This is a genomic window from Kitasatospora sp. NPDC114501 (genome assembly GCF_055633695.1).
Window position 1 is genome coordinate 22,257 of record NZ_JBVKDS010000005.1, and the last position, 26,605, is coordinate 48,861.

Consider the following 26,605-nt stretch of genomic DNA (forward strand, 5'->3'; position numbering starts at 1 on the left):
GCGCGGCATCACGTCGTGCTGGTCAGCAGGCATGCCAGTGAGTGAAGTCGCTCATGTGTGAAATTGCGGCGCAGAGTTCGGGCCGCGCTGCTCATGGACGGGGTGACTCCCCGGTCTTATACGCCGCCGGTGGCCCGGTTCGAAGGCTGGTGGTACCCACACCGCCAGAGCGGTCCCGGCCCGGTTCTCCGCCATTGCCGGTGACGGCCCCTCCGAGGCCCTTCCGGCTGCTTCGCACGTACGCCCGGCGTGCGGTTCTAGCTGCCGAACTGCCGTAGCGTGTAATGACTCAAGGTCGGCGGCAAGGGAGCGGACGGATGCGCGCGGGAACCACCAGCGGGGCGGGAAACGCTGGCGAGTTGCGGGTGCGGTCCCAGCTGGCCGGACTCAACCAGGCCCCTCTCGATGTGCCGACAGAGTTCGACCTGGGCCTGGATCTTCTGGTCATGATGCGAGACACACGCCGTTTCGACACAGGCCTCCTGATGGGTGTTCAGGTCAAGAGCTCTCACGTCGACCAGAAGGGTTCCTACTTCGGATCGCCGGAGAAAGACGGCACCGGCACTGTGACCGGCTGGTGGTACCGGGACGAGGACTCGGAGCACTTCGACAGCTGGACACGTCACAGCCTTCCGGTGATCATCGTGTTGCACGATCTGGGTTCCGGAACCTCCTACTGGGCGCAGGCGTTGCCGCAGGACGTGCAGAGCACCGGGAAAGGCTTCAAGCTTCTCGTTCCCCGGGATCAGGTCCTCGATGCGGGCTGTCTCCCCGCTCTGCTGGAGGTTGCGGCCAGCAAACGGGAGCGGACGTCCTGGGAGGGAAGTGCCTGGCTCGTCGACGGGACGGCCGTGCCGGCCGGGGACCGGCTGCGGCACGCCCTGATCGCGCTCCGGCTGATCGCGCCACACCGCAACACGGGCCGCAGCCATCCCATCGGTGCGGATGAATACACCGCGCTACTGGCACAGTTCCGTTTCACGGATGCGGACCTGTTCTCAAAGCAGAACCCCACGGTGCCGTCACTGGTGGAGGCGAAAGCCAGCCCCGACTGGCGCTGGCGGCTGGTGGGCGCGTTCGCGGACGCCGTTCAAGAAGGCACCGCCGAAGCCGCCCTGGCGGTGGCGAACACTCCCAAGCCCCCGAGGCGCAAAGCCGGCACCCCGAAACCCGCCGAGCCCGCGCCTAGCGCCCCCACCCCTGCAGGACGCGCGGCCGCCATCGTGGTGGCCGTCTGTGTCCTGCTGGAGAACGACCAGGCAGCCCGCGCCCTGACGGTGCTGAACGCGGAGCTGCAGAAGGACGACTGCTCGCCGACGGACCATGCCTGGCTCCTGGTGCAGCGCTCCCGCGTCCACGACGAGCTGGACGACAACGAGGCAGCTCTGCGGGACGCGGCCACAGCACAGCTGGTGCTACTGACCGCACCCGCAGATCCCACCGCGTCAGCACTCGCGGCGGCGGCCGCCGAAATCGTCTTCCGCAGGTCCGAACGACCCGATCGGGACCTCAAAGAACTCATCACCACCTCCGACACCGCTGTCTCGTGGTGGCGCAGCCAGACCCTGGCCCGTTCCCTGAGCTGGGCGAGCGACCACTCGTTCGAATCCTGGGAGCAGGGCGATGTCGTCCGGTCGGCCCAGGAGGTGGACGATTCGCTGGAGGCTGCCCGTTGGAACGCCTCGCTGTGCGCCCACGTGGGCAGTTGGCGTGTCTGCACCGCGCTGCTCGGACGCCAGGTCCTCATGGACAACACCCGGTCCGGCCGCATCGACGACGACGTGGCCGGCGCGGCCGTGAACCTGCTGTGGGTCAGCGGTGACGCCGCGTCGCTGGGACGTGCGGCGGCCCGGTTGAGGGCGACCGGGCCGCTGGCCGAGCTGGCGAAGGCCGCCGCCGAGGTTCCCCGTACGGTATGGCCCGAGCGGGTGTTCCGTACCAGCATGGAGCTGTGGCAGCAGGCCGGCGATCTCCTTCCCCCCGAGGTGGCGGACGCCGCCGTCGAACACTGCTTGTCCCTGCTGACCGGGACGACAGCTGTGCCCGACAAGGTACGGCAGACCCTGACCGTCGAGTTCACGGTGCTGCAGTCGGTGGCAGGGCTGCTGCCCGCCGCCACCGCTGCTGCTCACCGGAGGGTCCGGGATTGGGTCCTCACGATTGGGCTGGGCTCCGTCGCCATCCGGCAGCCTCTTCGGGAAGTGGTGGTCGGACTGGACGAGGAGGTCCTGTCCGAGGCGGACGCCGGGGCCTCGTGGCGGACGATGGCCGAGCAGCACCTGGATGCGGACCGGGGCACGGCGCTGATCATGCTCGGGCGGATCGGCACTAACCCCGATGCCCGCACGGTGCTGCTGCAGCACGCCTGCGACCACGGCGATCCCGTAGCCGTCGCCCTGCTCTGCGGCGCCTCCTCGTTCGACGCCGGCGTCGCGCCCCGCATGGTGGCTCACCTGTCATCTCGCCTGCGGGAACTCATCGCGCAGGTACGGGACGGCACGTTCATGAGCAACGGATCGCATACGGCCGATCAGCTGATCGCCGTCCACCTCGCCCACCCCGCCGCCGCGAACTGGACACCGGTTACGGACCTGATCGGACTGAATGAGGCCCACGGTGTCTACCGGCGTCAGGCTTGCTTCGACCTCGCCCAGAACATCGACCGTGTTCCGACCCACGTCCGAGAGGTGCTCGCGGCCGCCGCAGCCCAGTGGTGTACGCCGCCGGGCGGGGTCGGCGACGCGCCGTGGGGAGTGACACCCACTGGTGGTGCGATGGCCTGGCTCGCGGCCGGTCTCGGCATCCTGTCCGTCGAACAGCGGAAGGCCTGGGCGGCGCACCTCCTCACCGGGGACTCATTCGAACGCGCTGACGCCGCCGTCTTCCTGCAGCTCGTCGACGAGCCGCAGGACAGCCTCGCCCTCATCGGCCTTCTCACCGACCCCGACACCACCGTCCGCGTCGCCGCCACCCGGGCACTGACATGCCGCGCAGTAGCGGACACGAGCGACACCTACGCCACGCAAGGGATGCTCACCGCAACCCGCGCTCCCGGAACCGCTCTCCCGGAGGCCGTCGCGCAGACTTTGGCTGTTCTGCTCGTCGGCCAGGGCAACGACCCGACCGCCGGCGGGGACAGCACCTGTGTCGCACAGGCCCTGCCGATACTGCGGGAGCACCTGTGCGCCTCCGTCAGAAATCCGGTCCAGTGCCTCGGTGCTTTCTGACCGGAGTGGACAGAGGGGAGTTGTCCGCACACGCCCGGGCATTGTGACGGTCTCTCACCACGTCGTTGTCGAGGCGCGGCCGTCCCTGTGTATGTGGGGGTTTCGCAGTCGCCCGGCGGCGAGATCCCGGCAATCAACGCCAGCGGGGGCTGTTCTTTGTGGCTCGTTGCGGGGCTGCCTGCCGCGCTGCGGTCCTCGTGGCAGCAGCCGGGGCGTGCCTGCCCTGCCCGCCCGGGCCGCTCGGGTGTTCCGGGCGATGGCGCACCATTGGTCTGCGCCGGTGGCGCCGTACTCGGCCCAGTCCGTCGCCTGGCCGTCGTATCGGCACCGGCAAGGTCATTCCGAGTAGGGCGCGAGGCGGGACACTCCGGCAACTACCAGTGCGTCGACCACGCGCTGCCAATCCGCCGTCATGCCTGTGTCGACGACAGGTTGGCGCAGCTCGATCAGCCATGACGTGAGGAGGAACGCGCGTGTGGTCTCTTGGCCGGGGGCGGCCAGGACGAGGTCGGCGACCCACGGAAGGCCCACACGTGCCTGCTGGTCGGCCGGTAGGGGGCTGATGAATCCGATGAGCCGGTCCACGCATGCGGACCGGCCTCGGGCCAGGGACACCCATGGGGCGACCGCGCTCTGCCAGGCCAGTGGATCCCACCAGACGATGGGGTGGCTGTGTACCTCCCGGTAGAGGTAGGCGACTTCGGGGGTCGGTCTGGGAAGCAGTGAGGCCAGGGAGGATCGGTAGCTGCGGCGGTCGGCGAAGGGCGTGTGTCCTTGGGTGTGCAGGGCGATGACATGGGTGATCAGTGTCGGCCAGAGCCGGTGTGCGGTGGCCGCCCGGTCTGCGGACTCCTCGGCGGCCGAGGACAGCGCGTCGAGGAAGTTCGAGAGTTGTGCTGCGTTGTCGGCGTAGGCGTCGATGTGCTGGAAGAGCGGCCCGTCGTTGCCGGTGTTCGCCAGGGTGAGCAGCGCTCGCGCTGCGACCAGGGCGTTGGTGCCGCGGCTGTCCGGGTCGCGTTCGGCGGCGAGGAGCGAGCGGCGGTGCGTGGTGAGGAGCACGGCAAGGAGTTCCTGGGCCGGGGCCGCGACACAGATCGGTGCCGACGCCGCCGGGCCGAGGGCCCTGATCGCCGCGTCGAGCCCGCCCGTGTAGATCGCGGTGTCGGCGGCTGCCGCGAGCGAGCGGGCGACCGGATCGTCGAGTGGCACGGCCTTGCGTCGGCCGGCGGCCGGGTCCCAGTCTCCGAGGAGGCAGTCGTGCATCGTGTCGGTCACCAGTTGGAGCGCTGCCTCGTGGTGGCGGCAGGCGCCGTTCTCGGGTGCGCAGGGGGACTGCCAGACGTGGTCCAGGCCGCGGGCCAGGTGGAGTCGGACCTCGTAGGCCGTGGAGCGGGCCAGCGTCCGTGCTGCGGCGATGGCCCGCTCGTAGGTCGTGGGGCCGTCTTCGTCGTCGATGTGGGCGCGCAGTGGCGCGGCGGCGGGCAGGAGGAGAAGCGGAAGCGCCCTTGCGGCCGCACGGTCCGCGCCCTGTTCGAAGTACGTTCCCTCGTACTCGTGGGGGCGCGGTGCCGGCGTGCCCTCGCCGATGCGCAGGAGGGTCTCGGCGGCGAAGCGGAGTGCGTCGACGGGCAGGTCGACGCCGTTCACGGTGTGTGCCGTGAGCGCTGCCGCAGAAACTGCGGCAGGTGCATCCCATTGGCCGGCGGGGTTGTGCTCCGGGGAGTCGCCGAGAAGTTCCCGGGCTACTTCCAGATCGGCGGCCAGGTCGGCTGCGTCAACAGGTTCGTTCTTCCCCTTCTTGGGGTTGACGTAGTAGCGGACGTTCAGCCGCATGACCTGGTGGGTGCGGGCGGATTCGGCGTGCCTGGCCTGCAGCGCTTCGACGACATCGTCGGGGGGTGTGCTCTCGATCTCCACTCCCCCGTCCACATGCTGCACCTTGTAGGTGCAGCGGTCGAGGTGGCTCGCCCAGCTGCGGACGGTGGCGAGCTGCTCCTGGACGACCTGCGTCTCGTGGATGTCGCCAAACTCTTCCTCCATCAGACGTCGGGCCGTGTCGATGAGTCCCTGCCCGAGCAGGCGCAGCTCGTCCGCGCGCCTGCTGTCGGCGTGGAAGACGATCATCATGGCTGTCTCCCGCAGCGACCAGCTGCGTCGCTCGGGGGCGGACACTCCGTCAGTGGCGGCCGCGAGTCCGCTCTGTTCGCCGACGACGCGGGCGAACTCCAGTTTCCAGATGAGCGGCTCGGTGAGGAAGCGGTCCAGCAGGCGGTCCGTGTGCTCCAGGTGGCGGACGAGCAGGCCCACGACGAGGCCGAGCATCGCGAGGTTCTCGCAGTCCTCGAGCAGGATCGCCACCAGGGTGGCCAGGGGGACGTTGGCGTCGACCAGTTGGTCACACACCCGCTCCAGTGCCTGCAGCGCGCTCATGCAGGGGTAGGGGCCGACGCCGCTCCCGCGGTACCAGAGCCAGACCTGGCCGTCTCCAAAGTAGGTGCGCGTGGCTCCGGCGACATCGAGTTCCACGCCGTAGCTGTCGTGATCGTCGTCCTGGTGGACGCCCCGGCGGCGGAGATCGGCCAGGGTCCGTTCACGGGCGAGCGCGGCGTGGTTGAGCATGCGGTTGAGGACGGAGACGCCGTTGCGGAAGTCGGACTGGAACAGCGGCATGAAAGGGCCGCGGTACCAGGCCGCAAGAGGGCTCACGCCGAAACTGCGCGCCTGGTGGCTGCGGATGCCTTCGTCGTGGAAACCAGCCCAGCCGTCCTCCCCGTCGTCGAGGTAGTAGGCCTCGGTCAGCTCGGCGAGGAGTCCTCGCCGGTAGCTCGCCAGCGCCCGGCCGGTGAACAGCTCCTCCACGGCTGGGCCGGCCCACGCCGGTGCGTGGTGGGCGACGCGGCGAAGGACGGCCTCGCCGTCCTCGCCGAGGTCCGGGCCGAGCAGGGCCAGCAGCTCGACCATGAGCTCGTCGGTGATCTCCCGTGGCAGCTCGTTGTGTGCGCGGCGGGCACGGCGGTGTCCGCCGCCCACCAGGCGCAGCCGCTGCTCCTCCAGGAAGCGCTGCTCTGCTTCGGCCTCGCCCGGGGGGCGTGCCTGCTGCGTGTCCTTGAACTGGCGGTCGGCTGCGGCGCAGGCGGCGACCAGGCGGTCGTGCAGCCTGACGCGCGGTGGGTAGCCGGCGGGCTGGCCGCTGACGACGACGGCGCGGAGCCAGTCGCGCAGGAGGCCCTGCACGTGCTCGCCCCGCTGCCACGGCTCGTCGTCGTCGAGCAGCAGGGCGACGAGCGGTTCGACGGCGGTGATCCGCACCAGGCCCGTTTCGTTGTGCAGGCGCTGGTCCACGAGCCGGATGAGTCGCTGCAGGCCGGTGTCGGGGTGAGCGGTCAGGTGCGGCCATGCGTCGCGCAGGACCGAATCGGGTGCTCCGAGCGTCAGGAGTGCTTCACCGGGCACGTCTGCCCAGCGGTCGCCGTGGCCGTGGGCGACCAGGTCGTCGAAGGCCTGCTGCAGGCGGGCGAGCCTGCCGCGCAGGGGTGCCTTCGGGGTGTCGGGGGCGGCGAGCCGGGCTTGGCAGGCGAGTCGTGCGGCGCCGAGCGCCCATCGCGGCACGCCGGCCTCGATGAGTTTCGCGGTGGGATCGCCTGCGGAGAGGAAGAGCCGGGCGATCGCGTACCGCCGGATCTCGTCGTGCGCGAACTGCGGGCCGATGGCGAACGGGTCGTCCGGGTCCGTGCGGAGCAGGCCGTCCTGTCGGAGGCCGGCGAGCGCCGTGGGGTCGATCGCGCCCACGACCTCCAGGGCATCTCCTTGGCCGAGTTCCAGGGCGGCGAGGCGCAGGAGCGCGATGTCCCGGGCATCCGGGGTGCCGCGCTCGGGATGGCCCTGACGACGTACCAGGCGCGCCCACACCTGCTGCATGGCGTCGGCGTCGCTGAGGAGTGTGCCGTTGACACCGCCGCGGACGAGAAGGTCCACCACGATGGGTCGGCGCAGCAGTTCACGTGAGCGGGGGTCTGCTGCGAGGGCCGACAGTTCGGTGAAGACCGCGGCGACTTCGGTCACCTGGGCGTCGGTCAGGGGCTGTACCTCGAGGCCGGCGACGTCGGCGGCGATGCAGTCGGCGACGGTGTCGCACACGACCTGCTGGGCGTCGTTCGCGGTGATGGCGACGGTCGTGAGGCCGGCCTGGTGCGCCGCGTCGACCAGGTGACGGAAGAGGTCCAGTTTTCCTTCGGCGATGGCGTCCGCGCCATCGATCACCAGGAGGCGCAGCGGCGCGCTGAGCTCGCGCAGGAGGGTGGCCGTCGGGGTGCCGAGTGCGGTCTCCAACTCCAGCGTGGTTTCGGGCAGGTGCCGCAGGTTGATGCACACCGTCTGCACCGAGTCGGAGTCCGCGGCGGCGTCGGTGAGGGCGCGGACGGCCAGGGTGCTCTTGCCCACGCCGGATTCGCCGCGCACGACGACCGCCGCCGCGGACTCCACGAGCTGGAGGAGTTGGCCCGCGGTGTCGCTGCGGTCGAGGCGCACGGTGCGGTCGGCGCTCTCGGTGGTGATCTCCTCGCGCACCGAAGCGAGCGCGCGTTCGTGGAGGTGGTCGAGCATCCGCCAGCCCTGCCGGTGGCGGCGTGCGGTCGAGTCGAGGACCTCGTGCGCATCGCGCCGCAGGAGGCTCAGGTCGACGGTGGCGGCCTTCGGCGGGTATTCGTCGGCGAGGGCGACGAGCCGCTCCAGCAGGCGGGTGGCCCCGTAGAGGTCCGTGCCGCGGGCGACGGGGACCAGGGAGTTCGTGACGGCGGCCCAGTCCAGCTCGTCCGGTGTCTCGAGTCGGGGCATGAGCACAATCAGCCGCGACAGCATCTCCCAGGTGCGCTGCTCGACGAGCTGCGGGCCGGGGCCGGGTGCCCCGGGTTTCGCGAGTGCGGACTCGACGAGCTTTTCGATGTGTGTGAGGCGTGTCCGGACCTCGGCCGGGAACTTCCGATGGGTGCGGATGAGGCCGAAGAAGCTGGGGGCGTCCTTCTGCACGGAGGCTTCGGCTGCGAGGACGGCGAGCTGCTCTGCGTGGTCCTGGCGGCCCGCGACGACCAGTGCCGCCCGGTGTTCGGGGCCGCCGCTCGGCGCGTTGGCGGTCTCCTCCACGAATGTGGCGATGAGCTTCCTGCTCGGCTCGCTGCTCTGCACGAGGTCGGGTGCGCGCCGCACCGCGACGGCGAGCACCAGCGAAGGCTCGGCCTCGTCGGCACGGGCCGCGTGGACGACGAGATCGTCTACCGCATGGGAAGGCGACTGCTGGAAGTCCACCCCCACCACCAGTCGGCTGTCGCCGAGCTCGGCCGCGCCGTCACCGAGGAGCAAGTGGGCGAGGTACTGGACAGCGACCTTGCGCTCGAAGGTGACGCCCCCGCCGCCGGTCGCGTAGGGGCTCACCCCGCCGGAGCCCGGGGCCCAGGTGCCGTCGGCGCCCGCCCGGCTCTCCTCCAGCCAAGTGCGCAGCACGGCGCTTTCACTGTTGAGGTGCCACTGGTTGGCGCGGCCGATCTGGCTGGAGGCCGCGTATCCGGCCTCCCGGAGCTTGCCGAGCGCGGTCGTCGCCGTGGTCGGGGACACGCCGAGCGCCTTGGCCACGGCGCGGCCGGACAGGGGCCCGCCCGCGCCGGCCAGAGTCTCCAGGGCCCGGTAGGCACTGTCCCCCAGTGTGCTGCGCAGCAGATCCGCGGTCGACGTCACGCCACCACTATACGGTCCCGATGTCCAATACATCTGGACACTGGGAAAGTTTGCGCATTCGTGAAACGCATTCTTCGTGCATCACTTGCGTATCCACACCATGCCCAGGGCTTCCAGTTCTGTGATCAGCAGGGCTGGGAGTTGTCCTTGGAAGACTTTGGCGCGTTGGCGGGCGATCCAGGTTCCGAGGCGGACCTCTGCGTGTTCGATGCGCTCGACGAATCCAGGTGGGACGTCGAGGTGGCCCTCTCTGTGCCGGAAGGCTCGTGCTGCCTCGATGTGCCAGCGGAATTCTGCGGGGAGGTGGTGGGTGGGGGTGGGGTCGGACGGCGGTCTGCGGGCTGGCCGGTTCGTGGGGGGTTCCGGTCGTTGGCCGGGCACGGCTGGTGGTTCGGCCAGCGGCCGGTGGTGTGGGGGTTGTTGACGGCCTGTGCTGTTCTGCGCCTCGGGGTTTGGGGCTGGTTTGCCGGGTGTGGGGAGGGTCCGCCAGGCTCCGAGGGAGTTCAGGAGCGTCATCTGGTGTGCGTTGAGGTTGCCGGTGTCGGCGTGTCGGGTCTGCTTGCGTAGCCACGCGCCGGGGCGGAAGTGCTCGTCGCCGGCTGTGCCGGCGCGGTTCACGGGCCCGGTGAGGCGGCCGCCTGCTGCCAGGTAGGCGACGAGGCGGCGGTAGGAGCGCTGCCAGTCGGGTTCCAGGCGCCAGAGCGGGTCGAGTGCGGTGAGGCGCGCTTCCTGGTCCGCGGTGAGGTCGGCCTTTCGCTGGCGCCGCGTCCACGTGCCGAGGTTGTAGCCGTCGACCTGCTCGGTGGCGGGAATCGCCAGGTGGCCGGTGCGGGCGGCGTAGGCGCGGGCGTGGGCGTAGCCGCGTTCCCAGGCGCCTTCGTGCTTGTTCCAGATCATTCCGAGGGCGTCGAGGTCGTTTCGGCGGGTGGTGGCGAGGCGGCCGGTGGAGTGCAGGTGGCGCTGTCGGGAGAGCCAGCGGGCGAGTTCGCCTGCGGCGGGGTTGAGGTGGCCGTGTTGTGCCGAGAAGGCGGCGGCTTCGGCGAGCATGCGGGCCCACGTGTCCTGGGATGCTGTCGGCCTGGGCGCGGGCGGCCGGATGGCGGGGTGTGGCCGGGTGGCGGCCTGGTGGGGGTCTGTGCCGGAAGTGGGCGGTGTCGTGTCCTTGCTGTTGCCGGTCGTGGTGTCGGCGGGCTCCGTGCGGGGGCGCTGCGGGGGCATCTGCGGGGTGGGGGGCATGGCCGGCAGGGGGGCGGGGGGTTCTGCGGGGTGGGCCTGTTGCGGGAGGGCGGGGCCGGTGGGGGCTTCGAGGAACTGCGGGTCCGGGTGGATGCCGAGGGCTCGCAGGGCGGTGAGCTGTCGGCTGGTCAGTTGGGCGGCGTCGCGTTGGCACTGGCGGGTCCAGCGTCCGAGGTGGACCCGGTTGGAGCCGACGGTTTCGCAGTGGGCGGGCGGCACGTTCAGGTGGCCTTCGCGCTGGTGGTACTGCCGGGCGGCGCGCAGTCCGCGGTTGAAGGCCAAGGCGAGTGCGGTGGCGGGGCGGGAGAGCAGGATCGTGTGGGGGTGGGCGTCGGGGCGGGTGCGGGCGAGGTGGTCCAGGAGGTGCCGCTGCCCCGGATGGAGGTCGTCGCGGCGGTTGATCTGGCGGTCGAGCCAGCCCTCCCAGCCGGTGTCGCTGTCGGCCTGGGGGTGGTACGGGATCGTCCAGGTGGTGGTCGCGAGTCGGTGGCGCAGGTGAATGTAGGTGTGCTGCCAGCGCAGGCTCCACGCGGGGTTCCACCACGGGTCGACGGCGTTGAGGGCGTCGATGCGTTCGGTTTCCAGGCGGCCGGCGCTCGCTTGTCTGCGCATGCGGGCGAGCCAGGCGCCGAGTGTGGGGTCACTGCCGGGGATCGTCGGGTCGAAGGCGAGGCTTCCGGTCCGGGAGGCCGCCGCGGTGGCCAGTTCCAGGTGGTGCTCGAAGCTGTCCGGCGGGTGGGGCCAGGAGATGCCGAGGGCGTTGAGCGCAACCGCCCGTTCGATGGGCAGTGTCCCGGCCTTGTAGTGGGTGCGGTGGCGGCCGACCCAGCAGCCGAGGGGGAAGCCCGACGAAGGGTCGCGGTAATCGCTGGGCACGTCGAAGTGGTCGTGCCGGTCGACGAAGCGCACGGCCGCGTTCCAGCCGTCCGCCCATTCGCCGCTCTCGATGTGGTGGGTGCGCAGGTCGAGAAGGGGGGCGATCTCGTCGGCACGTTCGGGGCCGGGGAGGACGGGGTCCTGGAGGCGGCGGCGGATGCCGGTGAGGCGGTGGAAGACGCGGTCGTCGTGGTCGCGCAGTCCGGTGAGGACGTCCCACAGGACGGAGAAGTGCGATGACCGCATGGCTTCTTGGGTGGACTGGCCGGGGGCGAGGTAGACCGGGATGACCAGGGTGGCGATCTTGCCGGAGCCCGGGGGCTGGCGCAGGGCGCGCCCGAGGGACTGGACGATGTCGACGGCGCTGCGCTTGGGGTCGGCGAACAGGACGCCGTCGGCGTCGGGGACGTCGACGCCTTCCCCGAGGGTCTTGACGTTTGCCAGGACGGCGAACTGGTGGTCCAGCGGGCCTCGGGCCGTGCTGCCGAGCAGGGGCATGTTGTCGAACTGGCGCAGGAGCTGGGCGCGTCGGCGGGGGGTCTGGTTGCTGTGGACGGCTTTGGACCAGATGCGCGGCGGCGCGCTCTGTTCGTTGATGGCGGCGGCGGTGGCGGGAAGGCTGATGGCGAACTGATCGGATGCTGCGATGCGGCTGTGGAAGGTGATCACGCGGCGCAGTCCGTAGTCGGCGACGGCCTGGAGGAGGCCCACTTGCAGGGCGGCCAGCCGCAGTCCGTCGTTTTCGGGGGCGGCTTCGGCGCTGTGGAGGATTTCTCGGAGGTCTTCGTCGCGGATGATCGGCACGACGATGCGGTAGTCGGCCAGCAGTTTGCGGTCGATGGCCTGGGCCAGGGTGAGGCGGTAGACGACTGGTCCGTAGATGCTGGCGTCGTTCATGGAGGCGACGTCGGCAGGACTTCTGTGCTTGTGCTTGCGCCTGTTGGTGTTCGTCGCGGTCCACAGGCGCGGGGTGGCGGTCATGTAGAGGCGCCGGGCTGCGGGCAGTCGATCGTCGGCGTGGACCGCTCCCCAGTCCTTGGTGCGGTCGCCGCTGGTGTGGTGCGCTTCGTCGGCGACGACGATTGACCACTCGGGCAGGTAGTGCCGCTGGTGGACGCGTTCGAGGACTTCCAGGGAGGCGTAGGTGGCGAAGACCACGGCGGGTCCGGGGTGCGCGGCGAGTCGGGAGGCGAGGACTTTGAGGTTGGTGGTGAAGACGACGTGCCGGGCGAGGTCCGGGTAGGTGGTGCGGCCGATGGAGCACACCGCGGTCATACGGTGGATGCTGCTGTCCTCGCGCCAGCGGCGGATGGTCTGGACGACCAGGTCGAGGGTGGGCAGGAGGACCAGGATGTTGCCCTGGTGCGCGAAGTGCTCGGCGACGCGGATCGCGATCAGGGTCTTGCCGGTGCCGCACGCGGCGATCACCGTCGCCCTCGGCAGGATTCCCAGCGTCAGCGTCGCGGCGTCGATCGCCTGCTGCTGGTGTTCACGCAGTGTGCGCGGTTCCCTGGACACTGAGGGGGTGGTTCCTTCGCGGGTGTTGCGACGTGCGGGGCGGGAGAGCGGCGGGCCGGCTGCCCCGCTGCGGGCTCCTGTGCGGTGATCCGCTCGACCGCACCGCCCGCCCTCTCGGACGCCTCGATCTTCTCGGGATCATACGACCGGAATGCGTTACCGTGGCGAGCCGGCCGTCCGCCCCGGGGAGCGATGTGAACGTGCAGGAGCGTGGTCGCTGTTCGGACCTGCGGGAGTTGCCGCTGCATGTGCGGTTCCTGCCGAGCGAGTCGACCGGCTCGTATGTGACCCGGCTCGCCGAGCGCAACGGCCTGGGCGTGGACTACCTGCTGGAGATCGTGGGTGAGGGCAGGAGCCGGGTGGTCGGTCCCCACCTGACCGAGCTCTACCTGAGCCGGCCTGCGGCCGAGCGCCTGGCGCGGCTCGCCGGCCGGCCGCTGCCCGTGCTGCAGCGGGCCCTGGCGAGCCTGGGCGAGGAGTACCTGCTTGCGAACTCCGGGGCGGACCCGGTGTGGAAGTGGCCGTGGGCCGTGACGGACGGCTACCTGGTGCGGGCGTGCGCGCTGTGTGCGGCCCGACGCGGGATCGCCGAGCCGGCGTGGCTGATGGTGCCCGACACCTGGCACGTGTGCGGTGAGCACGCCCGGTGGACGGACAACTCCCGCGACACGGCCTGGCCGTGGATCGATCTGCGGCCGTGGCCGCAGATCCTCGACGCCCACCGCCGGCTGACGCGTCTGGGCCTGCGGATGGGAGCGGCGGGCCGGGCGCTGGTGGCGGACGCGTTCGCCATGATGGCCGACCACCGGGTGCGCTCATCGCACGGGTGGGCACCCCGCTGGTTCGCCGAGGCCGCGGACCGGCTCGGGGAACGGCGTGCGGCGCCGCTCCTGGCGTATCCGAAGGCGGTGCAGGTCGCGCGGGTCCTGGCCCGCAGCGAGCGGCACCGGCTGGAGGGGACCTTGACGTGGGAGGAGTACCAGCGTTGGCACACGCAGGCGGTGGCCGAACTGGGCGGGGCGTTCCATTCGGTTCTGACCACCTGGATGGCCCGGCATCCGCCGCGAACATCCACGGCGGCGTGCGAGCCGGGGGGCCGGCCGCCGTTGGCCGCCCCGCACGCGGCGGTCGGCGCGCTGGCGTCCGTGGCGCAACTGAGCTGCCTGCCGGGCGACCTGGGTGCCGGAGCCTTCGACCGGCCCTACCTGTGACCCGAGGTGGAGGGCTTTCGCACGGGTAGTGGATGTCTTTGTTCCGGCGGGTGGCGAGGTGTGATAGCTGTGGGGCGTGCCGCGGCGGCTGGATGCCGCGGCGCAGGCACGGCCGGGGCTTCGGCCCGGCGGCGGGAAAGGCATCGTGTGCAGGTACAGGTGCGTTATCGGGGTCCGGACGGCCGGGAGCGCGAGGCCGCGCCGACAGAGATGCGCGGAGTGCCGTTGGAGCGCTGCGAGGCGCTGCGCGAACCCCACGCCTACAACGGCAGGCCATCGATCCTGACCCGTTACTGGGCGGCCACCACCAGGGACCTGGTGGTCTGCGGCAGCGAGCGGCTGATGTGGGCTGCGGCGCTGCTGGACTTCGACTCCTCGGTGCAGTGGTTCTCCGCGACCGCGACGCAGATCTGCTGGCAGGACGGTTCCTCGCACGGGGCGGTGGAGCCCGCGTTCTTCGCGCGGACCGTACGCGGGGAGCGGTTGGTGGTCGTGCACCCCGCCCGCGACGGCGACGGGCAGGCGCGGGAGGCGGAGGTGCTCGCGCGTGTCGCAGCCGCCGCCGGGTGGAAGGTCGTCCCGCTGGACGTCCCGACGGGAGTCCGCCGGGAGTGGCTGCGGGTGGTGTCCGCGCACCGGTTCCCCGAACTGTACGACGCGACGGTCCGCGACACTCTGCTCTCCGCGTTCTCCGTGCCGCGGCCGATCACCGCGGGAGTCGCCGCCGCGGGGCTTCCGGTTACGGCCCTCGCCCATGCCTGGCACCTGCTGTGGACCGGGGACCTGTCCTTCGACCGGGACCGGGCCCTGATCCCGGTGTCCCTCGCCTGGGCCGGGGCAGCCGCAGGCCGGGTGGTCGCATGACGGCCACGGCATCCGAGTGCACCTGCCGAACCGGCAGCGCTGAGGACAGGGACCATGACGGGCGGCGCGCCGGCCTGGAGCCGGGCGCGACGGTCCACTGGCACGGCGCCGCGTACCTGGTGTCCGCGCTGCAGGGCAGCCGGGTCCACCTGAGCGCCCTCAACGAGGGCGGGGAGGACGCGGTCGCGCTGCTGTCGGCCGTCGTCGGCGCCCCGGACTTCGCGGTCCTGGACCACGCTGGCACGGAGCAGCCCGGCGCCCGGATCCCCGACGTCAGCGTCCTGTCCCTGCTCACCGACGCCGAACTCGCGGAGGTCCGCGCGTGGGAGCGGCACCTGCGCGAGGCGGAGGACGGCCTGCCGCCGGGTGCCGCGCCCGATGCGCGGCCCAGGCCCGAGTACGACCCTGCCCTCGTCTCCCGCAGCCGGCGGCTGGCCGCCAAGGAGCGTGAACTCAGGGCCCTGGGCTGGCGCAAGGTGTCGGTGGCGACCTTGGACCGGCGCCTGAAGGAGTATGCGGCCCAGGGGGTGGCGGCCCTGGTGAACGTCGTCGCCGGAAAGCTCTACGGGAACACCGACGAGCGGGTGGTCGCCCTGCTGCTGAAGGAGCTCAAGGACGGCGTCGAGGAGTCCTCCGGCTGGGGCAACCGCCTGCACGAGCGGCTGCAGGCCGGCTTGCGCGCGGCCTACCCCGAAGAGAACCTGAGGATCTCCCGCACCGGGTTCTACCGGCTCCTGAAGAACCTCGGCACCCGCACGGGCTCCCTGCGCGGGCCCGTGCGCCGCCGCAGGGAGGCGGAAAGCTCCCCCGAGCCGCCGTGGACACCCACACGGGCCCTGATGCTCGGCGAGATGGTGCAGATCGACTCGACCGGCCTGGACGTGCTTGCGATCGGCGACGACGGCTACCCGGTCCAGGTCGAACTGACCGCGGCCGTGGACGTGGCCAGCCGCAGCATCATCGGAGCGCTGATCGTGCCCCGCGCCCCGGGCCGCGGGTACAAGGGCAAGCGGCTGGGCGGACGGGCGACCACCTCGTTCGACGCCACCCTCATGCTCGCCCAGGCGCTCGCCCCCATGCCGGGCCGACCCGGATGGTCACCCCTCAGCACGGCGGAGCTGTCGGATCTGCCCTACGCGGATCAGGTCGCCTGCGACCCGCGGATGGCCGGGGCCGCGGCGCGGCCGGTGATCCGCCCGAAGATGGTCGTCATCGACCAGGGAAAGATCTACCAGAGCGAGCACTTCGAGGACGTGTGCACCTCGCTGGGGATCTCGATCCGGTCGGCGCGTGACAACACCGGCCCTGACAAGGCGATCGTGGAGGCGACGTTCTCCGCCCTCAAGAAGCTGTTCAGCCAGTACGTGGCCGCCTACACGGCGCGGGACCTGGCGCGGCGCGGCAAGTGTGTGACCGAGGGGCCGATGTGGCGGCTCAACGAGCTGCAGGACCTGCTCAACGAGTGGATCGCGCTGCACTGGCAGCAGCACCGCCACGAGGGGCTGCGCAGCCCGAACCTGCCCGGTCTGGTGCTGACCCCCAACCAGATGTACGCGGCGCTGGTGTCCTGCGAGGGGTACGCGCCGCTGCCCCTGTCGCCGTCGCAGGACCGCAAGCTGCTGCTCTGCGAGTGGCGGCAGGTCGACGACAAGGGCGTGCGGGTCGGCAACCGCACCTACAACAGCGTCGCGCTCCAGGAGTACAACAAGAAGCCATCCGGGGTGCGGGGACAGGGCAAGAAGTGGCCGATCCGCTTCGACCCGTACGCGCCGCGCTATGTGTGGCTGTTCGACCAGCGCCAGGAGCAGCTCGGCAAGGACCCGTGGGTGCGGGCCGAGTTCATCCACCAGGACCTGATCGACGGCGAGTGGTCGCAGTACCTGTGGCAGACCGCGGAGCAGGCCTTCCTCGAGGCCGGCGGCCCGGAGGAGCACGAGCAGCGGGAGCGCGACATCGCCCTGGCCGTCTCGGAGTTGCGGGAACGTGCGCGGCGCGGGCCCCTGGACGAGGCGCCCGCCGCGCGGCCCGGGCGGCGTACGGGGGCGGCCCGGCGGTGGCGGCGGCCGGGCCGGCCCTTCACCGGGCCTCAGCCGGCGGTGCGCCCGCCGGACCCGGACAGGTACGCCGGCATCACAGTCCCCGACCCAGCCGCGATCGTGCCGGCCCGCTCGCTGGAGAACCCCGCACAGTTCCTCTTCCCCGATCGGGGCACCGGGCAGCAACTGTTGCCCGGCGACACCAACCTGCCCGCGACCGCGACCGCGGCCGTAGGCGTGGGCGTGGGCAAGCCGGCCGCTGACCCCGGCGCGGACGGGCGACCGTCGCCGGACACAGACCCGCCCACGGACACGGGAACGGAAATGGAGGCAAGGTCTGGGACGCGGCGGCGTTTGGTGGCCCAGCGGCGCGGCTCCACGGGTGGCATCGCCGATCTCTTCCTCAGCGGCCTGCCCGCACTGACCAACACCTCCGGCCCCGCCCTGGGGACGGCTGCCGGCTCCAACGACGGGGACGATTCGTGAACGACACCACACGGCAGCGCACCGCACCCGCGCCAGCCAGAGCCTCCCTGCTGCCGGGCGGCCCGTTCGACCCGGGCCCGCTCACCACGAAGGAGGGCTTCCGGGCCCAGGCCCGGCGCACCTACAGCCCACCCGACCTGCAGGACTGCGCCCCGCTCGGCACAAAGGTGACGCTGTCGGACCCGCGGCTGGTCTACCACGGCCGACTGCTGCCGGTGCAGACCGACGACGTGGACATTGCCCTGAAGCAGGCCCGCGGGATGTTGCTGAAGAACCTGACCACCGGCAACGGACGCGGGCCGAACTTCGTCGTCGACGGCCCTCGCCTGAGCGGAAAGTCGACGCTGGCAGCACTGATCGCCCTCGGATTCCACGCCCTGGTCGAGAAGTTGTACGAGCCGGACCCGGACCGGCATCCGGTGGTGTACATCAACGTGCCGCACGAGCGCACGGACGATCTGCACTGGTCGCTGCCGTTCGCGGACTTCCTCGGAGTGGAACGCTCACGCTCCCCCGAGACGATGAACCACCGGCCGGTCGACATGACCGAGCCCATCGTGCGGATCATGCAACGCGCCGGCACCCGCCTGGTCGTGGTCGACGGGATCGAATACATCAGGAGCAGCGAGCGGCAGACCGCGTTCGACTACCTTCTCCGTCTTCAGGACCGGCTGCCCCGCGTCACGTTCCTGTTCTGCGGCATCGGTGCGCGGGAGATCGTCCGGGCCGGGTACGGCGACCACAGGAGCCTGGCCCCGGCCGCGGGCACGGACAGGCCGAGGGCCCACAGTGCCATTCCGACGCTGTGGGTTCGGCCCGTCCCCTACACGGAGGCCGAGCCCGAGCAGTGGCACCGGGTGCTGGGCAAGGTCGAGGACAACCTTCGCCTCTACAAGCACAAGCCCGGAACTCTGCGGGACCTCGCCGCCTACCTCCACAAGCGGACCGACGGCTCCATGCACGTCCTGGACCAACTCATCTGCCAGGCCGCCCAGACCAGCATCCTGGAAGGAACCGAGAAGATCGACCAAGACCTGCTCGACTCGATCCTGACCGGCTACGACGACCCGGCCTACTGACCTATCCCTGCCCACCCGACGGGCACGCAGGCCTGCGGGCGGGCGGTCGAGGCCGGCGGGGGCGGATTTTTACGGGCGGCGCCGGGCCGCCTGCACACCATCGCTGCAGGGCAGGGTCCGCCCCTGTAACGGATGCCCGGGCCCTCCCTGCGGTCACACATCGGACGGCCACGCTGGGAGGCGCGACGCATGTACACGAGCAGTGAGGTATGGGCGGAGCCCACGAAGTGGGAGAAGAACACCGTCCGCCAGCTCCTGGTCCCCGCAGGGGAGCTGAATGTCGAGGAGGCGGACGGTGGAATACGGCTGCACGCAGTGTTCGGCAGCTGGCCCTCTGTAGAGGCAACGGAGGACACGCCGGACGGGGTGGGCGTGCTGACGGCCGTGATCCCGGCGGGCGCGCCGTCGGGCGAGGTGACGTGGATCGGGGAGCGGTCCCAAACCGGGCCTGATGCGGTCAGGCAGTCGCTTCGCGGATCCATCGGATACCGGCCACACGGTGAGCCGGGCAGTCTGCGCCGCCCGCAGCTCGGCGCCCTGCACGCCGTCATGGCGCACTGGGCTTCGGGACTGCCCGACCCGGGCGTCGTGGTGATGCCGACCGGGGCGGGCAAGACGGAGACCATGCTGGCCGTGTTGGCGGCCGCCGATGTGGAGCGTCTCCTTGTACTGGTGCCCAGCAACGCACTGCGGGATCAGCTCGGCGGGAAGTTCGAGACTCTGGGCATCCTGCAACGCGAGCAGATCGTGGCTGCCGACGCGCTGCGACCGTGTGTGGGTCGGCTGGAGCACTCGTTCAAGGACCCAGGCGAGGCGGCCCGGTTCGCGCAGGCGTGCAACGTCGTCGTCGCCACCCCCTACGTGCTCAACAGGTGCTCGCCGGCCGTGCGGGCAGCATTGTTGGGCTCGTTCTCGCACCTGATCGTGGACGAGGCCCACCATGCCCCCGCCGCCACCTGGACCCGCGTGATCGACACGTTCGCCGGCCGCCCCGTCCTCCTGTTCACCGCCACCCCGTTCCGGGAGGACGGCCTCCGCCTTCCCGGTCGCATCATCTTCCGTTTCCCTCTCAGGGAGGCGCAGCGGGACGGCATCTTCGGGCGGATCAACTACCGCGCCGTCCTGGGGCAGCGCGACACCGACCGGGAGCTGGCGGAAGCCGCGGTGGGCCAACTGCGCAGTGATCGGGCTGCCGGGTTCGACCACCTGATGATGGTCCGGGCCGAGAGCATCGCGAAGGCGGAGGAGATCGGCGAGATCTACCGGGTGCTGGCCCCGGAGTTCACGCCGACGGTCGTGCACCAGAACGTGGGAACCCGACGCCGCACTGCGGCCATGCAGGCATTGAAGAACCGCAGCTGCCGCATCATCGTCTGTGTCGACATGCTCGGAGAAGGCTTCGACGAGCCGGCGCTGAAGATCGCCGCCATGCACGCTGCCCGCCGCAGCCTGAGCCCGATGCTGCAGTTCATCGGCCGGTTCGCCCGGGCCCGGGAAGGCCTGGGCGAGGCCACCTTGTTCGTGGCACACGAGCCCGACGCCACCCCGCCGCTGCGCCAGCTGCTGCGGGAGGACGCCGACTGGAACCTGCTGCTGCAGGACCTGACCGACAGCGCCACCTCGAACGCCGAGGAGATCGGCGCCTTCGACGCCACGTTCACCGACGCTCCGGAAGACGTCACGGTCAGCGTCCTGGAACCGAAGATGAGCGCCGTCGCCTACCGCGCGCCCAGTCCGCAGTGGATACCCGAGGCGGCGCTCGCCCTGTTCCGCGGAAACGCCCAGGTCCTCGACAACACCCTCGCCACCGGCGGCCAGGACAACCCGGTCGTCTGGTTCGTCGTCGAACACCGCAGTACCGTCCGCTGGGGAGCACCGCAGACCCTCGAGCAGGTCGTCTACGAGCTCTACGTCCTGTACTTCGACGTCACACGGCGACTGCTGTACATCCACGGCTCGGAGAAGTCCGGCACCTACAAGGAGCTCGCCGAGGCGGTTCTGGGCCCGGACTGCGAGATGATCAACGGAACCCAGACCTACCGGGTGCTGGCCAAGATCGACCGGCTCATCCCCAGCAACGTCGGGCTCAAGGACGTCAGCAACCACTTCACCAGGTTCTCCCTGCACGTCGGCAGCGACGTCTCCCAGGGCTTCGACACCTCCCAGGAACACAAGAGCCAGACCCACATCGCCGCGTCCGGATTCGAGAACGGCGACAGCGTCTCCATCAGCGCCGCATACGCGGGGCGGTTCTGGACCCCGACAACCGCCCCGAATCTCAAGGCGTGGACGGACTGGTGCGACCACCAGGGCAGCAAGCTCCTGGACAGCACCATCAACCTCGAGCGGATCGTCGACGGGTTCATCATCCCCGAGGACATCGACGAGCGGCCGGAGTACGTCCTGCTCGCCGTCCAGTGGCCCTGGCAGGTCTACACCGGCGCCGGCAGGCGACTCAACATCCACCACGAGGGCCGCTCCTACCCGCTGGTGGACGTCGACTTCGAGGTCGACGACCACTCCCCTACCGGGCCGTTCCGCTTCTCCCTCGTGACCGGCTCCTGGCGGATCCCCTACCAGTGCGACTACGAGAACAAGCGGCTCGTCTACCGGCCGCTGGACACCGACGCGCAGGTACAAAGCAGCTCCCGCGGCGCGAGGGAGGTGCCACTGCAGGCGTGGCTCAACGCCAACCGGCCCGAGCTGTTCCTGGAAGGCGACCGCCTCATCGACGACGAGGGCCGCCTGATCAACCCCGGCTACACCCGCAGCCCCTTCGACACGAGCAAGTTCGTGCCGCTCGACTGGCAGGGCGTGGACCTCACCAAGGAGTCCCAGCGGCCCGAGCGGCGCCCGGACTCCATCCAGTTCCACATGTCCGCGTATCTGCGCGCATCGACGGTCTTCGACGTCCTGATCGACGACGACGGCTCCGGCGAGGCAGCCGACCTCGTCGGCCTGCGGGTCACCGACAGCCGCTACCTCGACATCACACTGGTGCACTGCAAGTACACCAAGGCCGCCGCCGGTCGGCGTATCGACGACCTGTACGAGGTCTGCGGCCAGGCCGTGCGCAGCGCCAAGTGGCGGCGCGGCGACGTCATCCCCCTGCTAGACCACCTACGCGACCGCGTCCAGAAGTACGTGGACCGCACCAACGGCGTCTCCCCGTACGAGGTCGGCGACCCGAGGGACCTCCTCGCGATCCGCGACATCGCACGCACCCTGCGCCCGCGCTTCCACACCGTCATCGCCCAACCCGGCCTCCAGGCCAGCCTGGCCACCCACGACCAGCTGCTCGTCCTAGCCGGAGCAGAGCAGTACGTCCGGCACGTCACCGCCGGCGACTTCACCGTCTACTGCAGCCCCTGACACCGTCACAACACCGCTGGCTGGCCGCCCAACACCAACTGGAAGAACCTTCCACGCCGACCATCAGTGTGCCTCGACGTCACCAGCCACACCCACCAGGCCGATAACTGCAGGTCTTTGAGGGCAATCAGCCCCCTCGCGAGGGCCTCTCAAGGAGCAGGATGTGCGCATGGCCAACACCTTCTTCAACGACGACCCGGTCGACGGCAGCCCTGACGCACCTGACCTGCTGGGACACCAGAAGTACGCGCACCACGCCGTCGGTCTCCTGAACGAAGTCCGGAGTCAGAGCGAGTCCGGCGTGCTCGCGCTGATCGGGCTGTGGGGGTCCGGAAAGTCATCCGTCCTGCAGATGGTGCTCCGGAACCTCCGGCAAGCTCCGGCTGACGGGGTTTCATGGTCTGTGGCCGAGCTCAACCCGTGGCTCTACCCAGACCTAGACACCCTCACCATGGCCCTGTTCAGCGAGATCCGCGGCGCGCTGCCCAAGGACGACCAGTGGTCGGAGACGCGGAAGAAGATCGGGAACTTCGGCCAGGCCATCAGCCCCCTCGGCAAGGTGGGTGGGCTCTTTGGCCTGGACCCCAGCGAGGCCATCAAAGCTCTCTCCGACCGGATCAGCGGAGATACCAGTCCATCAGCTGCCAAGGCGACTGCCAGCGAAGCACTGCGCAAGGCAGAACGCCCTGTTCTCGTCGTCATGGACGACCTGGACAGGCTGACACCACAGGAGTTGCTCCTGGTCTTCAAGCTGGTGCGTCTGGTCGGAAACCTGCCGAACGTCTACTACCTCATCAGCTTCGACGAGCAGACCCTCCTCGACGTCCTTCGGCGCAGCGACCTGGTGGGCAACTCGCAGCACCGGGCCAGCGAGTTCCTGGAGAAAATCATCCAGGTCAGGCTGGACCTGCCTGCCTTCCGTGAACGCGACGCTTCGGCACTTGTCGACCAGTCCCTGGACGCCTTGCTCGAGGCGCATCAGCTGTCACTGACGGAGCCTGAAACGCAGCGACTCGCAACCGCCTACTTCCAGTACCTGCAGGACAGGCTGCGCACACCACGTGCGATCAAGCGCTACTTCGGCCAGGCTGCCACGTCGCTTCGCACGCTCGCCGGCGAGGTCGACCTCGTCGACTTCCTCCTCGTCACCTTCCTGCGCACCAGTGAGCCCGGGGTCTACCGGCTGCTGAATCGCCACCGCGCCGAACTCACCGGCAGCAGTTTCGATCCCGCCGTCAGACGTCCGGGCCAGCCTGGAGAGCGCGCCCAGCGATGGCGCGAGCGGCTTGAGAACGCCGGCGTCGTCTCTGACCACATCGAAGGAGTGCTCGGCCTGTTGGCCATGCTCTTCCCTCCGCTCGGGCAGGCACTCGGCGACGGAGGCGACGCGTCAGGCACCGCGCGACGTCGTGGCATTGGCAGCAACGACTACTTCGACAGGTACGTCGCCTTCGGCATTCCGGACGACGACCTCTCCGAAACCATTCTCGGCACGGGCCTCGACCAGCTAGCTGCCAGTACCCCCGGTCCGGAGGCGGCCGAGCTCCTCCTACGACTGGACAACGACACTCAGCGCATCGGCCGGCGCATCAGGCAGCGCCTGGATGCCGGAACACCGGTGCCTTCCGCCGCGCTACTGCTCGAGCTGGCGGCCCGCTTCGGTTCGCTGACCGCACAAGCCGAAGGCTTGCTCGGGGCCGACGTGAACGCGCGCTTCCTCGCTCAAGACCTATTCCGTAACCTCCCGTCCAACACGCGAGCAGACGTCCTGCATCGCATGGCCGGTACCCCACAGGGGACCATGCTCGCCAGCCGAGTCCTGTACGACGCCACAGAGCCCAGCAGCACCAAGCCTGCCTTCGCCCAAGAAGGCGACGCCTGGGTCCGGGAAGCGCGTACCAGCCTGGTAGCGCGGTTGCGCCAGCACCTGACAGCGCCCGGATCACGCCCCGCTGACCACCTCACCGAACCCGACGTCGACCTCATCTGGAATTGGCGCCACATCGACCACGTAACCGCTCGGGCCTGGATCCGCGAACGCCTCGACAACGACACCTGGCAGCTTCTGCCGCTACTCACCAAGATCGTTCGCCTGCCCCACTCTCCCTGGGCTCCACTCGACGCCGACACCCTGGCAAGCCTCGACACCCTGATCGACCGTGCCGAGGTCTACAGCGTCCTCGATCACCCGGCCGGCACCAGCACCGCCCCAGATCAGGAGCGCCTCCTCGAAGGACTGCGCCAAGCCCGCGACCGCGACCTCGCCGAAGCAAGTCAGCTCCCTGACAGTGGATCAGCAGAAGGGGCCAGCAGCCAAGAAACCTGATCATCCCGTCGGCACCCAGAAAGACACCGGATCACAGGCCACAGGACCACCGAGAGCCTCGCCCCCGCCCATCGGGCTACAGGCCACCCGGCCCCTTGGTCTCGGTGGCCGACAGACCATCGTGACGTTGAAAAGGGCGCCCAGGCTGGGAGAAGCGCTGGGGGGTCAGCGGGTTGGTCGGGCTGGAGTGTTGCAGGCGGGTGGGGGTTACCCGCAGCACCAAGGAGGGGCGGGGTTTCAGTTGAGGCTGGTCTGCTTGGGGGTGTTCGCGTCGTTGGGGCGGGTGGCCTGGTGGCGCAGTCGTTGGTGGTGTCGGCGGTCGCGCCACCAGGCGAGCCGGTGCGCGGAGTCCTGGGGGAAAGCCGACTGGATGGCGACCACGGCCAGGCCGAGGGTGAAGCAGCCGAAGGCGGCGGCGGTGAGCCACCAGGGAGCACTGGTGAGTGCCAAGGCGGTGCCGCTGGTACCGGCGGAAACTGCGGTGACCATGGGTCGGTGGGCGGGCTGCATGTGGGTTTTCCCCCTGAGATGGGCGCACCGGACTGGTGTACGTGGTGTTGCGGATCCGGCCTGTCGCTCGGATCTGCACCCACTTTGCGGGAGTGATGTCGTGTGGTGGGTACCCATCAGTAATTGTGGGTGTCACACCAGACGTACCGTCCTGCTGTGTCCCCTGGGCGTGTTGGGGGGTGGAAGCGCGGGCCGGGTGGTCTCCCTGACGCCCCGTCGTCAGCTGGTCGGCGGGTCATTGCTCAGTCAGGGGCGCCGCCTGCTCCTGATCGGTCACGTGCGCGGCCAGGCCTGCAAAGGGGTCGTGTGCTGGATCGTGGCGAGTGAACCGAGTGAGCTGCTGGGCAGTGTCCTCGAGGTCCAGCAGGGCATGTTCGGGATCGAAGGGGTCGGCATCAGACAGCCTCCCATGGAGGTCGCGCGGGACGAAGGTGTTGCCGAATGCCTGGTTCCATGCCGCCTGCATCGAGTCTGCGAGGAGCAGCTTGCTCCGGCTGTGTGCGTTTGTGGCGAGCCACTGCGTGAGGTGGGGCGGGGTGGGGTGAGGAGCTCGGCGGCCACGGACGTCCCAGGCCACCGCCAGGTGCTAACGGTCATTGCGAACTGCGATCCGATGTAGCTGCCATTCGGGTTCCGGCCCTTGATGTGCCTGCTGAACTGCCGGGCGAGATGCCTGAACGCGATGTCGTCGCGGGCGTTTTGGAGACGCTGGAGCCGGTCTTGGTCGAGGCCGCCCGCCTTGAAGTCGGCGATGACGGTGTCCATGGCCTCGCGGGCTGCGGCTCGGGCCTGGGCTTCGGTGTCTTGCTGTTCCTCGGCGGTGATGAGGCCGAAGGCGAACGCCTTGTCGACGGGCAGCCGCAGAGCGATGTCGAGGGCGGGCTCTTCTTCGAACTCGTGGTTCCAGTCGACGAGCGATGCCTCGATGAAGCCGGCGACCTGGTCGGGTCGCAGATCGGCGGCTGCGGCGATCAATGGCTGTACGCCAGGAACGGGCTCCCAACCGGGCTGGTGGGCTGTGCGCTGCAGCGGCCAGACGGCCTGCCGGCTCTTGTATGGGAAGACCAGTACCTTGCCCTCGGCTGCCCAGGCCGCGTATGGCTGGGGCAGGTGGCCGGAGCGGGTGTGGGGTGCTTGGGCATGCCAGGTGGCAGGCGTGCGGATCAGCCAGCCCGGGAAGGTTGCCGCGCGCTCGGCCGGGTCGCCCTGCTCGCGGTCGATCAGCCACTGCTCGAAGTCCTGCACCTCGACCTTGCGGCTGGCCCTCCACACTGCCGTTCCGCCGCGCCCTGACCAGTCGTATCGCGACGATGCTCCCCACCTCCGCAGGGGTCTGCCGCCCTTCTTGATCGCTTCGTGGCACCACGTGTGCCACGACTCGTCCTGGTTGAAGAGGGCTTGCTCGCCGGCGTCGGCGCGTGGTCCGGCAAGCAGTCGGCGGGCAAGGTAAGTGGCTGTCTCGAAGCGAGCGTGGGAGTGCCAGGCCACGTCCTGGTCCAGGACCTCCGCGACTCGGAGCAAGTGCTGATACCAGGCGCTAAGAGCCGTGTCGGTCTTCCGCATCATCCCCGCCTGGACGGTCATGGCGTGGATCAGGAGGTCCTTCTCCGGCTCGGTGCTGGTCAAGGCAGTGGTCATCCGCCACAGCCCGAGCGCGGATCGGTGGCGCAGCACTGGGCGGAGGCCTTCGAGGAAGCCGTCGATGAAGGGCTCGGCCCGCCAGATGGCGGTCATCACCGCGTCGGTCAGCTGCCGGCTCTGGTAGTCGCGGTGGGCGCGCCGGTGCTGGCCGGGCAGGACCAGCGACACCTCGCGGGCTCGCTTGAGGAGGTCCGCCGGGACTCGAAGACGTAGGCGATAGTCCTCCCTTGGTTCGCCTCGCCAGCGCGGCGGCCGCGGATAGCGCAGCACGGTAGAGATGTGGGTGAGTCGCTCGTCCTGGTCGAGAGCTTCCTGTGTCTGGACGTGGTTAGCAAGGAGTTGACGGGCCGTCTCGTCCCGTGAGGTACCCCGTCGTTCCGCTGTCTCGGTGAGGGCGTCCAGTGCGCAGTACGGGATGCGGACGTTGGTCTCCGTATGGGTGGGCACTGGGCCAGTATCAGGGTGAGGTGGCTGGCCATGGGGGTGGTTCGAGGTC

The 26,605-nt window shown here is 70.0% G+C and carries 11 protein-coding genes; 7 read left to right on the top strand and 4 right to left on the bottom strand.

Annotated elements, in window-relative coordinates:
• Positions 1-317 precede the first annotated feature (317 nt).
• Positions 318-3,227, top strand: a complete 2,910-nt coding sequence (locus ACZ7RU_RS11080) for a DUF4365 domain-containing protein (protein WP_470340607.1) — start codon at positions 318-320, stop codon at positions 3,225-3,227.
• 336 nt (positions 3,228-3,563) lie between these two features.
• Here ACZ7RU_RS11080 and ACZ7RU_RS11085 read toward each other — a convergent pair whose 3' ends face one another.
• Positions 3,564-8,954: a hypothetical protein gene (locus ACZ7RU_RS11085; RefSeq protein ID WP_470340608.1), complete on the bottom strand. Its 5,391-nt coding sequence runs from the start codon at positions 8,952-8,954 to the stop codon at positions 3,564-3,566.
• An 81-nt stretch (positions 8,955-9,035) separates the two neighbouring features.
• Positions 9,036-12,584, bottom strand: coding sequence for a helicase associated domain-containing protein (locus tag ACZ7RU_RS11090; protein ID WP_470340609.1), 3,549 nt, complete (start codon positions 12,582-12,584; stop codon positions 9,036-9,038).
• 194 nt (positions 12,585-12,778) lie between these two features.
• Here ACZ7RU_RS11090 and ACZ7RU_RS11095 point away from each other — a divergent pair, with 194 nt between their 5' ends.
• From ACZ7RU_RS11095 to ACZ7RU_RS11120, 6 genes are all read left to right on the top strand, one after another.
• On the top strand, positions 12,779-13,795 hold the full coding sequence (locus tag ACZ7RU_RS11095; protein WP_470340610.1) for a TniQ family protein: 1,017 nt from the start codon (positions 12,779-12,781) through the stop codon (positions 13,793-13,795).
• 210 nt (positions 13,796-14,005) lie between these two features.
• A complete protein-coding gene (locus tag ACZ7RU_RS11100) occupies positions 14,006-14,659 on the top strand; it encodes a hypothetical protein (protein ID WP_470340947.1) in 654 nt (217 codons plus the stop codon).
• Positions 14,656-17,181, top strand: a complete 2,526-nt coding sequence (locus ACZ7RU_RS11105; protein ID WP_470340611.1) for a Mu transposase C-terminal domain-containing protein — start codon at positions 14,656-14,658, stop codon at positions 17,179-17,181. Before ACZ7RU_RS11100 ends, ACZ7RU_RS11105 begins: the two co-directional genes overlap by 4 nt.
• Entirely contained in the window at positions 17,178-18,260 is a 1,083-nt protein-coding gene (locus ACZ7RU_RS11110; protein WP_470340612.1) for a P-loop NTPase family protein, read from the top strand. Before ACZ7RU_RS11105 ends, ACZ7RU_RS11110 begins: the two co-directional genes overlap by 4 nt.
• Before the next feature lie 189 nt (positions 18,261-18,449).
• A complete protein-coding gene (locus tag ACZ7RU_RS11115; RefSeq protein ID WP_470340613.1) occupies positions 18,450-21,632 on the top strand; it encodes a DEAD/DEAH box helicase in 3,183 nt (1,060 codons plus the stop codon).
• 169 nt (positions 21,633-21,801) lie between these two features.
• Entirely contained in the window at positions 21,802-23,958 is a 2,157-nt protein-coding gene (locus ACZ7RU_RS11120; RefSeq protein ID WP_470340614.1) for a KAP family P-loop NTPase fold protein, read from the top strand.
• Positions 23,959-24,195: 237 nt separating this feature from the next.
• On the opposite strand, the gene ACZ7RU_RS11125 is transcribed toward ACZ7RU_RS11120, so the two are convergent.
• Complete coding sequence (locus ACZ7RU_RS11125) at positions 24,196-24,408, bottom strand: hypothetical protein (protein WP_470340615.1); 213 nt, start codon at positions 24,406-24,408, stop codon at positions 24,196-24,198.
• A gap of 333 nt (positions 24,409-24,741) precedes the next feature.
• Entirely contained in the window at positions 24,742-26,556 is a 1,815-nt protein-coding gene (locus ACZ7RU_RS11130) for a hypothetical protein (RefSeq protein WP_470340616.1), read from the bottom strand.
• Positions 26,557-26,605 lie beyond the last annotated feature (49 nt).

Excerpts from the sequence above, each read along its gene's own strand:
- ACZ7RU_RS11100 (WP_470340947.1), top strand. The coding sequence starts at position 14,006 with ATGCGCGGAGTGCCGTTGGAGCGCTGCGAGGCGCTGCGCGAACCCCAC.
- ACZ7RU_RS11120 (WP_470340614.1), top strand. The coding sequence starts at position 21,802 with ATGGCCAACACCTTCTTCAACGACGACCCGGTCGACGGCAGCCCTGAC.
- ACZ7RU_RS11115 (WP_470340613.1), top strand. The coding sequence starts at position 18,450 with ATGTACACGAGCAGTGAGGTATGGGCGGAGCCCACGAAGTGGGAGAAG.
- ACZ7RU_RS11105 (WP_470340611.1), top strand. The coding sequence starts at position 14,656 with ATGACGGCCACGGCATCCGAGTGCACCTGCCGAACCGGCAGCGCTGAG.
- ACZ7RU_RS11080 (WP_470340607.1), top strand. The coding sequence starts at position 318 with ATGCGCGCGGGAACCACCAGCGGGGCGGGAAACGCTGGCGAGTTGCGG.